The organism is Natronomonas marina, assembly GCF_024298905.1.
Taxonomy (GTDB): Archaea; Halobacteriota; Halobacteria; order Halobacteriales; family Haloarculaceae; genus Natronomonas; species Natronomonas marina.
In genome coordinates this window covers 2,520,844-2,532,583 of record NZ_CP101154.1, presented here as the reverse complement: position 1 = coordinate 2,532,583, position 11,740 = coordinate 2,520,844, and the positions used below count along the sequence as shown (strand labels likewise).

Below are 11,740 nucleotides of genomic sequence, written 5' to 3'. Positions count from 1 at the left end.
GCTGGCACGGGCGCGAGGGGCTTCCATGACCCGCCTCGGGATCGTCGTCCCCGCCTTCCGTCCCGATGTCGACCGGCTCGAGGCGTACCTCCGCGAGCTGGTCACCGAACTCGACCCCGCCGCCCTCCGGCTCGAACTCGACGACCCGACCGCCGCCACCGTCGAGGCCGTCGCCGCCATCGAGGTGCCCGGCCTCGAGGTGAACACGGTCCCGTACCGTCGCGGGAAGGGCGCCGCCGTCACCGCCGGGTTCGAGGCGCTCTCGACCGACCGGCTGGCCTTCGCCGACGCTGACGGGAGTACCCCCGCCCCGGAGATGGCCCGCGTCGTCGGCGCCCTCGACGACATCGACCTCGCGGTCGGCTCCCGCCGCCACCCCGACGCCGAGGTGGTCGGCCACCAGACGTTCGCCCGCCGGTTCCTCGGCGACGGCTTTGCGTGGCTGGCCCGAAGGCTGCTCGCCGCGGACCTCTACGACTACCAGTGCGGCGCGAAGGCCATCCGGGCCGAAGCCTGGGCGACCGTCCGGGACCACCTCTACGAACCCGGCTTCGCCTGGGACGTCGAACTCGTTGCGATGGCCGCCGCGCTGGAGTGTCGGGTCCGGGAGGTCCCCATCGAGTGGGAGGACCAGCCCGGCTCGACCGTCGAACCGGTGTCGACCGCGCTCGATCTGGGGGCGGCGCTCTTGACCGCCCGCCACCGCGCAAAGCGCCTGCAGGACAGCCGCCTGCACGGGGCCATCGCCGCACGGCGCGAGGAGACGGCGCTCGTCGACCGGACGCCGGAGGAGCGGGGAGGCCACGGGCAGTGACGACGGCCGACCCCGACGACCGCCCGGAAGCCAGCGACGCCTCGGCCGACGGGGCCGCGCCAGGGCCGGTCGAACTCCTCCAGGACCGCGCCCGCGCGCTGGTGGCCGCCGACCGCATCGGCCAGTTCGTCTCCGTCGGCGTCGCGGGCGCGACCTTGGAGACCATCATCGTCGCGCTTCTGACGACCGGCTTGCTCGCGGTGACGGCGCCGCCGCTCGCCGCGAAGGCCGTCGGCGCCGAGGCCTCCATCACGCTGATGTTCCTGCTGAACGACCGCTGGACGTTCGCCGACGAGGGCGAGACTGGCCTGGGGTCGCTCCTCCGCCGGTACGGCAAGTCCCACGTCGTCCGGCTGGGCGGGCTGTCGGTCGCCTTCGGGGCGCTGTTCGTCCTCACGTCGCTGACCGACGTCACCCTCGTCGTCGGCGGTGCGAACCTGTGGCCGACCGTCGCCAACGGCATCGCCATCGGCGTCGGGATGACGCTCAACTACGTCGCCGAATCGCTGGTGACGTGGCGGGTGCAGGACGCACGGTAGGATTCCCCGGACGGCACGCATATCACAACCCTTAATTGGCGCACCGGGTTACGGGAAGGTAGCGGGATGGGATAGCCAGGAGATTCCGCCGGGCTCATAACCCGGAGACCGGACGTTCAAATCGTCCTCCCGCTACTCCCGTTCGCGGCCGTTCTCGTCGACAGTTTTCGCCGACCACCGTCGGGTAGCGTCTCGACGCACGGTTCCAACGTCGTGCTGCGACCCTCTCCACCAGGCTTTTTATCCGACAACGAGTAGGATTATATTATGCCAGGCGAGACGGACGAGACCCGCTGGGGACTGCTCGTGGGCGATACGCGCCAGGTGACCGCGGCGGCGCTCGTGGCGGCGCTGGTGCTGTTCTGCTTCGCGACGGTCAACGAGTACCTGGCTCTCCAGAACCTTATCCAGCTACGCGAGTTCAACCCCTTTCTCGACATCAGTGTCGCGTTTGAGGTGTCGCCAATGACGGAGCTCCACGGCTGGTGGTGGATACCCGGCTATCTGTTCGTGATTACGTTGAGCGCCAGCCATGCCTACTTCAACAGAGGGTACCTGCCGAGTCTGATCCTCGGGCTCGCTCCGGCCGTCGGCGCCAAGCTCTGGATAGTCTACGGCATCGACGACTACGTGGGGCTCGTTTCCGCCCACAACGTGTACGACATGGTGGTGGTCGAGGGGCTGGTGTTGGCGACTATCGGCTTCCTCGCAGGGGTCGGCCTCCGGCACGTCCGTCGACCGGAGCGGCTGGTGATGCGATTCACGGACCCGGTCGACAGCTAGCGCCGCTCGCCGCAGTCGCACGCCGGGGTCGTCGCGTACGAACGGCGTTCCGACCCCGAACAGCAACCTTCTCGGTGGCCCCGCCTCGACGACCATCCATGACTCACACGACACCTGCGGCCACGCTGGGCGTCGTCGGCGGCGGCCAACTCGCCCGGATGCTGGGGGAGGCGGCTGGGCCTCTCGGCGTCGAGGTGGTGGTCTCGGACCCGACGCCGGACTGCCCGGCCGCGCCGGTGGTCCGCGACCAGGTCGTCGGCGACTTCGACGATTACGACGCCATCCGCGAACTCGCCGAGCGTGCCGACGTCCTCACCTTCGAAATCGAGTTGGCCGACCCGGACGCCATGGAGCGGGTCAGTGAGGCGACGGGGACGCCGGTCCACCCCGACCCCGACACGCTGCGGACCATCCAGGACAAACTGGTCCAGAACCGCGCGCTCGCCGACGCCGGAATCGCGGTCCCGGCGTTCCGAGGCGTCGACACCGCGGCCGAACTCCGGGCGGCCGGCGAGGAACTCGGCTGGCCGCTGATGCTGAAGGCCCGCGAGGGCGGCTACGACGGCCGCGGCAACTTCCCCGTCGAGGGCCCCGACGAGGCCGACGAGGCCATCGCCGAGACCGGGCCGGCGCTGGCCGAGGAACTGGTCGACTTCGAGCGCGAACTGGCCGTCATCGGCGTGAAGGGCAACGACGAGGTCAGGGCCTTCCCGGTCACCGAGACGGTCCACGAGGAGGAAATCCTCCGGGAACTCGTGACACCGGCCCGGACCAGTGCGGCCGTCCGCGAGCGCGCCCGCGAGGTGGCCCTCGACGTCCTCGAGACCCTGGACGGCCGCGGCGTCTACGGTATCGAACTGTTCGAGACACGGGACGGAAGCATCCTCGTCAACGAGATCGCGCCCCGGCCGCACAACTCCGGCCACTGGACCATCGAGGGCGCCCACAGTTCCCAGTTCGAACAGCACGCCCGCGCCGTGCTGGGGTGGCCGCTGGGGTCGGCCGAGCGGCGCGCGCCCTCCGTGACGACGAACATCCTGGGGGACATCGAGTCGCCCGAACCCGCGGAGCTGTCCGGCGTCGAGTCGGTGCTGTCGACGCCGGAGGCGTCGCTGCACTGGTACGGCAAGCGCGAGGTCCGGCCGCTGCGGAAGATGGGCCACGTGACGCTTTCGGACGCGGATTCGGACGCGGAGACGCTGCTGGAGCGGGCACGCGAACTCCGGGACGGGTTGACGTTCGAGTGACCGTCGCCGGGGGTCCGCTCCCTCAGAACAGCGCCACCACGAGCACGTAGGCGTAGGCGTTGTTGAGCAGATGCAACAGCCACGCGCTCGTCAGGTCGTCGAAGTAGAGTCGCAGCGCGGTCGGGAGGACGCCCCAGACGGCGGTGAAGAGGACGCCCGTCGGTCCGAGACTGACGATGTGCATCGCGCCGAACAGGACGACGACGACCGCACCGGCGACGGCGGGGTGGAGCCCGCGGGCCAGCAGCGCGCCGAGCAGGTAGCCCCGGAACAGCACCTCCTCGACGAGCGGCGCGAGGACGACGCTGCCGACGACGACGATGGCGACGGTCACCGGGTCCGACAGCGCGTAGTCGAAGCCACCCATCGGCGGGAGACCGACGACCTCGGCGGCCGCGGTGACGACCGGGAACAGCAGGATACCGACGACGAACGCCGCGAGCGTGGCCGCCAGTTCCCGCCCGTCCGGGCGGTCGAAGGCGAAGACGGCCCGCCGCGCCGCCCCGGAGAGCCTGATGTAGAGACCGGCGCCGACGACCGCCAGCGCCGCCCCGTAGACGAGCGAGGCGTCGACCGCCGTGTACTCCCGCCCCGGTCCCACGAGGACGGCGTGGGCCGCGAAGGCGGCGGAGGTGAGGACGACGGGCAGCAGCGCCAGGACGGCGCTCTCGAGGACGCGGCCCTCGAGGGGACGGAGCGACTCCGCGGTCGGCAGTCGCGGGTGGAGGGTTGCCATCGGCCGGGAGTCGACCGGCTCGAAATTCAAACTACCGGCGAGCACACCGTCGATAACGCCGCTATTCGACAGCCTGCCCGTCCCGTATCAGGTCGGCCGCGCGCTCGGCTATCATCGTCGTCGGCGCGTCCGTGTTGCCCCCGACGACCGTCGGCATGACCGAGGCGTCGACCACGCGGAGGCCCTCGACGCCGTGGACCCGGAGGCGGTCGTCGACCACCGCCATCCCGTCGTCGCCCATCCGGCAGGTCCCCGCCGGGTGATAGATGGTCTGGGCCGTCGCGGCGACGTGTTCGGCGATGGCCTCGTCGTCGGTGGCGTCGGCGCCGGGGTGGACCTCCGTGCCCCGGTAGTCGTCCAGCGGCGGTTCGGCGGCTATCTCCCGGACGCGGCGGACGCCCTCGACGAGGACGGACAGGTCCCGGCGTTCGGCGAGGTAGTTCGGGTCGATTCGCGGCGGGTCGGCCGGGTCGGCCGACCGGAGTTCGAGGCGACCGCGGCTCTCCGGGCGGACGAGCGTCGGCCCGGCGCCGAAGTGGTGGCCCGGGCGGCGCTCGAAGCCGTGGTCGACGAAGTGGACCGGCCCAAAGTGGAACTGCAGGTCCGGCGCGCGCAGGTCGGGGTCGGTCCGGACGAACCCGCCGGCCTCGGCGACGTTGGAGGTCAGCGGCCCGCGGCGGCCGAGCAGGTACCGGGCGGCGTTCCACAGGACGTTCGGGAAGGTGTCGGCCTCGTCGAGGCTGACCGGGTCGGTCGCCTCGTAGATGACGGGCACGAAGAGGTGGTCCTGCAGGTTCCGCCCGACGCCGGGCCGGTCGGCGACGACGTCGATGCCGTGCTCCCGCAGGTGGTCGGCGGGGCCGACGCCGGACAAAAGCAGCAGTTTCGGCGAGTCGACGGCGCCGGCCGACAGGACGACCTCGCGGTCGGCGTCGGCGAGATATCGGTCGCCGTCGCGGCGGTAGGCGACGCCGACGGCCCGGCCGTCCTCGAAGCGGACGCGGGTCACCTCGGCGCCGGTCCGGACTGTCAGGTCCCGGCGGTCGAGGACCGGCGTCAGGTAGGCGTCCGCGGCGCTGTGGCGCTGGCCGTCCCGCTGGGTCACCTGATAGAGACCGACCCCCTCCTGGCGGGCGCCGTTGAAGTCGTCGTTGTGGGGGTAGCCGGCGGCGACGGCGCTGTCGACGAACGCCTGCGAGAGCACGTTCGGGTCCCGGAGGTCCGCGACGTTCCGGGGTCCGTCCCGGCCGTGATAGGCGTCGTCGAGTCGCTCGTTGTGCTCGGCGCGCCTGAAGTACGGCAGGACGTCCTCGTAGGCCCACCCATCGTTGCCGGCCTCGGCCCACCGGTCGTAATCGGCGGGGTGGCCGCGGACGTACAACTGGGCGTTGATGGCCGTCGACCCGCCGAGGGTCTTCCCGCGCGGCCAGTAACACCGGCGGCCGTCGAGGTGTCGCTGTGGCGTCGTGTAGTACGCGCGGTCGAGGTCGGTCTTCAGGAGGTCGCCGAACGCCGCGGGAATCCCGACGCGGGGGTCCCGCGGCGGATCACCGGCCTCCAGCAGCAGGACGTCGTGGTCCACGGAGAGGCGGTTGGCGAGGACACACCCCGCGGCGCCCGCGCCGACGACGACGTAGTCGTGGGAGCGTCGACCCATCCGTACCCTTCCGGTCGGGGGCGGGGTGGTTAAGGGTTCGGCGGGCCGCCGGGTGGGAGAACGCCGCGCCCGCGCCACGCCCCGGACCGCAACGCCAAAGCACCCGCCGAACCGGGTCCCGCACATGACGCGCTCACAGGAGGTGCAGGACCTCGTCGACGCCCTGGAGACCGAAGCCGGGACCGAGCGGGGCTCCGAGGACACGCCCGACGTCGGAATCATCATGGGGTCGGACTCGGACCTGGACGTGATGTACGGCGCCTACGAGGCGCTGACGGAACTGGGGTTCGAGGAGGTGACCGACTACGACGACCCGCCGGCCTCGCGCTTCACGTTCGAGACGTACGTCGTCTCGGCCCACCGGACGCCGGAGTTGATGTACGCCTACGGCGAGACAGCCCGCGAGCGCGGCCTCGACGTGATCATCGCCGGCGCCGGCGGGAAGTCGGCGGACCTGCCGAACATGACCGCCTCCATCGCCTATCCCCTGCCGGTCGTCGGTGTGCCGGTCCAGGAGAAGTCCGTCGACTCCGTCGTCGGGATGCCGACGGGCGCGCCCATCGTCGCCGTCGACGCCGGCAAGTCGTTCAACGCGGCGCTGTCGGCCGTCCAGATCCTCTCGCGGGCCCACCCCGAACTGGTCGAGCGGCTGGAGGCCTACCACGACGAGCTGCAGGACGGCGTCGGCGAGGTGTCCCGCCGACTCCACGAGGAGGGAACCGAGAAGTTCCGCGCGGACCGCTCGTAGGACCGCTCCGGTCCGTCACCGAACGGCACCGGTCTCGGAGATCGGGACCACCACGCATTGCCCAACAGTCGTTCGGCGTGCGAGCCGGTTAATCAACTCTTATGTATGGGTGCGCCTAATCGTCATACGATACAGACGCGATGAGCAATCCATGGATCGCCGTCGGGGCGCTGGCGCTGGTGGGCATCGCGATTCCGCTGTCGATGGTCGCGATTTCGAGCCTGCTGCGGCCCAGCGTTCCCGAGCAAGGTAAACGCGCCATCTACGAGTCCGGTGAGATACCGACGGGGTCGACGCGCATCCGGTTCAACATCCAGTACTACCTGATCGCGTTGCTGTTCGTCGTCTTCGACATCGAGACGGTGCTCATCTTCCCGTGGGCACTGATCTACAGCGACGCTGTCGCCGAGTTCGGCCTGACCGACGTGCTGGGTCCGATGCTCGTCTTCCTCGCCATCCTCATCCTCGGACTCGGGTGGGCGTGGCGCAACGGTGCCGTTCGCTGGGTCAAAAGCGAGCGTGCGGAAATCAAGAGTGAACTATGAGTAGCGACCAGGAAATCCACGACACAGTCTCGACGCAGGAAGCCCGGATGGGCGAGGGCGTCGACAACCGGTTCAACTCGAAGCTTCGGGAGGCGTTCGGCTCCTCGCCGTTCATCCTCACGAAGTTCGACAAGTTCATGAACTGGGTCCGGGGTTCGTCGATGTTCATGCTGCAGTTCGGCATCGCCTGCTGCAGCATCGAGATGATTCACACCTACGCCATCAAGCACGACCTCGACCGCTTCGGCGCGGGTGTGCCGCGGGCCTCGCCCCGACAGGCCGACGTCATCATCGTCCCCGGGACCATCGTCTCGAAGTTCGCCCCGCGGATGAAGCGGGTGTACGACCAGATGCCCGAACCCAAGTTCGTCGTCGGGATGGGCTCGTGTACCATCTCCGGCGGTCCCTTCCAGGAGGGGTACAACGTCATCAAGGGCGCCGAGGAGGTCATCCCGGTGGACATCCACGTCCCCGGCTGTCCGCCCCGCCCCGAGGCGCTCATCTACGGCATCGCCAAACTCCAGGAACGGGTCGCGAACGGCGAGACGTCGCCGGTGACGGTCAAGCCCTACGAACTCGAACAGTTCGGCGACCTCGAGCAGGACGAACTCGTACAGCACCTCGCGGACGAGATCGACGAGGACGACCTCGTGATGCGGTACAACTGGGCCAACTCGCCATGAGCTTGGAAGAACCGCGACCCACGGACGTCGGCGAGACGGCGGACGGCGAGGTCGACTACGACGAACTCGAGGCGCTGCTCGGCGAGACGGCGCTGGAACGGGAGGACCACGTCAACGCCCCCGCCTTCGTCGTCCGCCCCGACGAGGTCCAGGACGCCCTCTCGGCGCTGCGGCAGGAGGCCGGCTTCGACTACTGCTCCTGTGTCACCGCCCAGGAGTACGAGGACCGCTACGAGTCCATCTACCACCTCAAGAAGTACGACGACCCGACCCAGGAGGTCGGCGTTGTGGTCCCGACCGCGACGGACGAACCGGTCAGCCAGACCGCCGAACCGGTCTACCGGACGGCCGACTGGCACGAGCGGGAGGCCTACGACCTCGTCGGCATCGAGTACGAGGGCCACCCGGACCTCCGACGCATCCTGCTACCCGAGACGTGGCAGGGTCACCCGCTGGGGAAGGACTACGACCCCGAGAAGCCGCAGGTCGTCCCGTTCCGCGAGCACGCCAACCCGCTGGAACCCGACCAGCGCGCCGGGTCCGACGAACCCGGCGAGTCCGACACGATGTTCATCAACGTCGGGCCGCACCACCCGGCGACCCACGGCGTCCTCCACGTCAAGACGGTGCTGGACGGCGAGCAGATAGCCGACGTCGAACCCGACATCGGCTACCTGCACCGCTGCGAGGAGCAGATGTGCCAGCAGGGAACCTACCGGCACCAGATCATGCCGTATCCCGACCGCTGGGACTACGTCTCGGCGGGCATCCTCAACGAGTGGGCCTACGCGCGCGCCGCCGAGGACCTCGCGGACATCGAGGTGCCCGAGTACGCCCAGGTCATCCGGACGATGTCGGCCGAACTGTGCCGCATCGCCAGCCACATGCTCGCGCTGGGGACGTTCTGTCTGGACGTGTTCGGCGACTTCACCGCCACCTTCCAGTACGCCTTCCGGGACCGGGAGGTCGTCCAGGACATCCTCGAGGACCTCACCGGCCAGCGGCTGATGTTCAACTACCTCCGACTGGGCGGCGTGGCCTGGGACCTGCCGGAACCCCGCGAGGAGTTCTTCGAGAAGACGCGGGACTTCCTTGAGGACCTGCCGGAGAAGATGAAGGAGTACCACAACCTGGTCACCTCCAACGAGATCTTCCAGGTCCGGTGTGTCGACACCGGCGAACTGCCGCCCGACGTCGCAAAGCAGTACGGCGCCACCGGCCCGGTCGCCCGCGGTTCCGGCGTCGACATCGACCTCCGGCGGGACGACCCCTACGGCTACTACCCCGAACTCGACTGGGACGTCGTCACCGAGGACGGCTGTGACAACTACAGTCGCGTCCTCGTGCGCCTGCGCGAGGTCGAGGAGTCCGCGAAGATCATCGAGCAGTGTGTGGACCTGCTCGAGGACTGGCCCGAGGAGGAGCGGACCATCCAGGCCAACGTCCCGCGGACGCTGAAGCCGGACCCCGACACCGAGATCTACCGGGGCGTCGAGGCCGCCAAGGGCGAACTCGGCATCTACATGCGTTCGGACGGCACCGACAAGCCCGCCCGGTTCAAGATCCGCAGCCCGTGCTTCTGTAACCTGCACACGCTGCGGGAGATGACCGAGGGCGAGTACATCCCGGACCTCATCGCGTCGCTGGGCAGCCTCGACATCGTGCTGGGGGAGGTGGACCGGTAGATGCTGCCGGCACAGACGACGCTGCCGGACACCATCGGCCGCCTGCTCGGGTTCGGTTCGGAACTGTCGCCTGCCGAGGACTTCGTCGCCTCCTTCATCGGCGCGGCGCTGGTCGGCACGCTCATGCTTGCGATGACTGCCGTCGCCGGGCCGTGGGCCAAGCGGAAGATAACCGCCGCCTTCACCGACCGCTACGCGGTCAACCGGGTCGGCCCCGCCGGATTGCTCATCATCGTCGCCGACGCGGTCCGCCTGCTGTCGAAGGAACTCATCGTCCCGGAGGGCGTCGACCGCCCCGCCTGGGACATCGCGCCGCTCCTGCTCGCGTGGTCGGCGCTGCTGGGCTTCGCCGTCATCCCGATGGGCAACGGCATCCACCTCGCCGACCCCGAAATCGGTCTGGTCTACGTCTTCGCCGTCGCCTCCATCGCCTCGCTGGCGCTGGTGATGGCCGGCTACGGCTCGAACAACAAGTTCTCGATGCTCGGCGGCCTGCGAGCGGTCGCCCAGAACCTCGCCTACGAGATTCCGCTGGTGCTCATCGCGGCGTCCGTCGTGCTGTTCTCCGGGTCGCTGCAGATGAGCGAAATCGTGGCCGCCCAGAGCGAGGCGCTCGTCAGCGTCGCCGGCCTCACGATTCCGTCGTGGTACGCCTTCGTCAACCCCTTCGCGTTCGCGCTGTTCATGATCGCGAACCTGATGGAGGTCGGCCGCAATCCCTTCGACATCCCCGAGGCGCCGACCGAGATCGTCGCGGGCTACCAGACCGAGTACTCCAGCGTCTACTTCGTGTTGATCTACCTCGGCGAGTTCATCCACATCTTCCTCGGCGGCGCCATCATCGCCACGCTGTTCCTCGGCGGCCCCGCCGGGCCGGTCCTGCCCGGAATCCTCTGGTTCATCATCAAGATCTGGGGGGTCTTCCTGTTCACCCAGTGGGCCCGCTCGGCGCTGCCGCGGCTCCGTATCGACCAGCTCATCCAGATCGGCTGGAAGGGGATGCTGGTGCTGTCGCTCGCGAACCTGATCCTCACGGCCGTCATCGTGGGGGTGATCGCCTGACCATGATTGGAATGCTCAAATCGATGGCAACGACGATGAAACACGCTCTGGACGGCGAGAAGTTCACCGTCCAGTACCCCGAGGAGACGCCCGACGTCTCCCCGCGGTTCCGCGGCGTCCACAAGTTCTCACAGGAACGGTGCATCTGGTGTCGGCAGTGCGAGAACGTCTGCCCGAACGACACCATCCAGATCGTCACCGACGAACAGCGCAACGGCGAGCAGTACAACCTCCACATCGGGCAGTGCATCTACTGCCGGCTCTGCGAGGAGGTCTGCCCCGTCGACGCCATCCTCCTGACCCAGAACTTCGAGTTCACCGGCGACACCAAGGACGATCTGGCCTACAACATGGAGGAACTGAAGAACGTCCCCTGGTACAAGGACATCGACCCGCTCGCCTCGCGCGAACCCGACCGCGGCGCCTGGATCGGCGAGGGCGAGGGCGAAGTGGACTACCAATAGACACCCACTTTTTACACGACCCCCTTCGGGGGTCGGCAAAAACGTGGGGAAAATATGCGCGCGCTCCTCCAGCCGCGCTCTCACTTCGTTCGAGCGCGTTAGTCGTCGCGCGCTACGGCGGCTCGGCGACCTCCGTCGCCTCGCCGCCGCGAACCGCCTCGGTCGCTTCGCTCCCTCGGCGGATGCTCCGGTGGTTCGTCGTTCCTGTCGCAGTGTCCCACCTCCGACACCAAAATTTACTCCGTGTGCCGCACATCCACCGTTCGCCATGGAGAAGGTAGCAATCGACGACCTGGAGAACGACCCGCGCGTCGCGGACGTACAGAAACACGCCACGGGCCCGCTTGGGCTGTCGGACATGGCGCTGAACTACTACGAACTCGAACCCGGCGACTCCTTCTCCGGCGGGATTCACACCCACATGGATCAGGAGGAGGTCTTCTACGTGATGGAGGGGACGGCGACCTTCGAGACGCCGGAGGACACCCACGAGGTCGGCCCCGACGAGGTCGTCCGGTTCGCCCCCGGCGAGTACCAGGAGGGCAGAAACGACGGCGACGACCGCGTCCGTGCGCTGGCGATGGGCGCCCCGCAGGGGATGGGCGAGACGCGCACGAAGTTGCCCTGCCGGGCGTGCGGTGCGGACTACCACGTCACCGACGTCGACGGCGAAGACGTGACGCTGACCTGTCCCGACTGCGGCAACGTCGTCGAGGTGTAGCCGGTCCGGACGCCACGAACCGCGGCGGTTTTCACGGAGGCGACCCCACTCGGGGC

Annotated in this window: 13 protein-coding genes and 1 tRNA gene; 12 read left to right on the top strand and 2 right to left on the bottom strand. The window is 68.8% G+C overall.

Annotated features, from left to right (window positions below):
* Positions 1-25: 25 nt before the first annotated feature.
* The 5 genes from NLF94_RS13585 to NLF94_RS13565 all read left to right on the top strand — a co-directional run bounded on the left by NLF94_RS13585 (position 26) and on the right by NLF94_RS13565 (position 3,383).
* On the top strand, positions 26-814 hold the full coding sequence (locus NLF94_RS13585; RefSeq protein ID WP_254838160.1) for a glycosyltransferase: 789 nt from the start codon (positions 26-28) through the stop codon (positions 812-814).
* On the top strand, positions 811-1,353 hold the full coding sequence (locus NLF94_RS13580; protein ID WP_254838159.1) for a GtrA family protein: 543 nt from the start codon (positions 811-813) through the stop codon (positions 1,351-1,353). Before NLF94_RS13585 ends, NLF94_RS13580 begins: the two co-directional genes overlap by 4 nt.
* A gap of 60 nt (positions 1,354-1,413) precedes the next feature.
* Positions 1,414-1,488, top strand: a tRNA-Met gene (locus tag NLF94_RS13575).
* Between the two features lie 132 nt (positions 1,489-1,620).
* A complete protein-coding gene (locus tag NLF94_RS13570; RefSeq protein WP_254838158.1) occupies positions 1,621-2,136 on the top strand; it encodes a hypothetical protein in 516 nt (171 codons plus the stop codon).
* A gap of 98 nt (positions 2,137-2,234) precedes the next feature.
* Positions 2,235-3,383, top strand: a complete 1,149-nt coding sequence (locus NLF94_RS13565; RefSeq protein WP_254838157.1) for a 5-(carboxyamino)imidazole ribonucleotide synthase — start codon at positions 2,235-2,237, stop codon at positions 3,381-3,383.
* Between the two features lie 22 nt (positions 3,384-3,405).
* Here NLF94_RS13565 and NLF94_RS13560 read toward each other — a convergent pair whose 3' ends face one another.
* Both NLF94_RS13560 and NLF94_RS13555 read right to left on the bottom strand, forming a co-directional pair.
* Positions 3,406-4,119 carry a CPBP family intramembrane glutamic endopeptidase gene (locus tag NLF94_RS13560; RefSeq protein ID WP_254838156.1) on the bottom strand — a complete coding sequence of 238 codons (714 nt, stop codon included), beginning with the start codon at positions 4,117-4,119 and terminating at the stop codon, positions 3,406-3,408.
* 61 nt (positions 4,120-4,180) lie between these two features.
* Positions 4,181-5,776, bottom strand: coding sequence for a GMC family oxidoreductase (locus tag NLF94_RS13555; protein WP_254838155.1), 1,596 nt, complete (start codon positions 5,774-5,776; stop codon positions 4,181-4,183).
* 124 nt (positions 5,777-5,900) lie between these two features.
* On the opposite strand from NLF94_RS13555, the gene purE reads away from it, so the two are divergent.
* The 7 genes from purE (at position 5,901) to NLF94_RS13520 (ending at position 11,684) form a co-directional block, all read left to right on the top strand.
* Positions 5,901-6,524 (top strand): 5-(carboxyamino)imidazole ribonucleotide mutase, encoded by a 624-nt coding sequence (gene purE / locus NLF94_RS13550; RefSeq protein ID WP_254838154.1) that lies wholly within the window; start codon positions 5,901-5,903, stop codon positions 6,522-6,524.
* A gap of 140 nt (positions 6,525-6,664) precedes the next feature.
* Positions 6,665-7,069: an NADH-quinone oxidoreductase subunit A gene (locus NLF94_RS13545; RefSeq protein WP_254838153.1), complete on the top strand. Its 405-nt coding sequence runs from the start codon at positions 6,665-6,667 to the stop codon at positions 7,067-7,069.
* Positions 7,066-7,752 (top strand): NADH-quinone oxidoreductase subunit B, encoded by a 687-nt coding sequence (locus tag NLF94_RS13540; protein WP_254838152.1) that lies wholly within the window; start codon positions 7,066-7,068, stop codon positions 7,750-7,752. Before NLF94_RS13545 ends, NLF94_RS13540 begins: the two co-directional genes overlap by 4 nt.
* Positions 7,749-9,437: an NADH-quinone oxidoreductase subunit D gene (locus NLF94_RS13535; protein ID WP_254838151.1), complete on the top strand. Its 1,689-nt coding sequence runs from the start codon at positions 7,749-7,751 to the stop codon at positions 9,435-9,437. Before NLF94_RS13540 ends, NLF94_RS13535 begins: the two co-directional genes overlap by 4 nt.
* Positions 9,438-10,499: a complex I subunit 1/NuoH family protein gene (locus tag NLF94_RS13530; protein WP_254838150.1), complete on the top strand. Its 1,062-nt coding sequence runs from the start codon at positions 9,438-9,440 to the stop codon at positions 10,497-10,499.
* A gap of 2 nt (positions 10,500-10,501) precedes the next feature.
* Entirely contained in the window at positions 10,502-10,963 is a 462-nt protein-coding gene (locus tag NLF94_RS13525; protein ID WP_254838149.1) for a NuoI/complex I 23 kDa subunit family protein, read from the top strand.
* A 268-nt stretch (positions 10,964-11,231) separates the two neighbouring features.
* Positions 11,232-11,684, top strand: a complete 453-nt coding sequence (locus tag NLF94_RS13520) for a cupin domain-containing protein (RefSeq protein WP_254838148.1) — start codon at positions 11,232-11,234, stop codon at positions 11,682-11,684.
* Positions 11,685-11,740 lie beyond the last annotated feature (56 nt).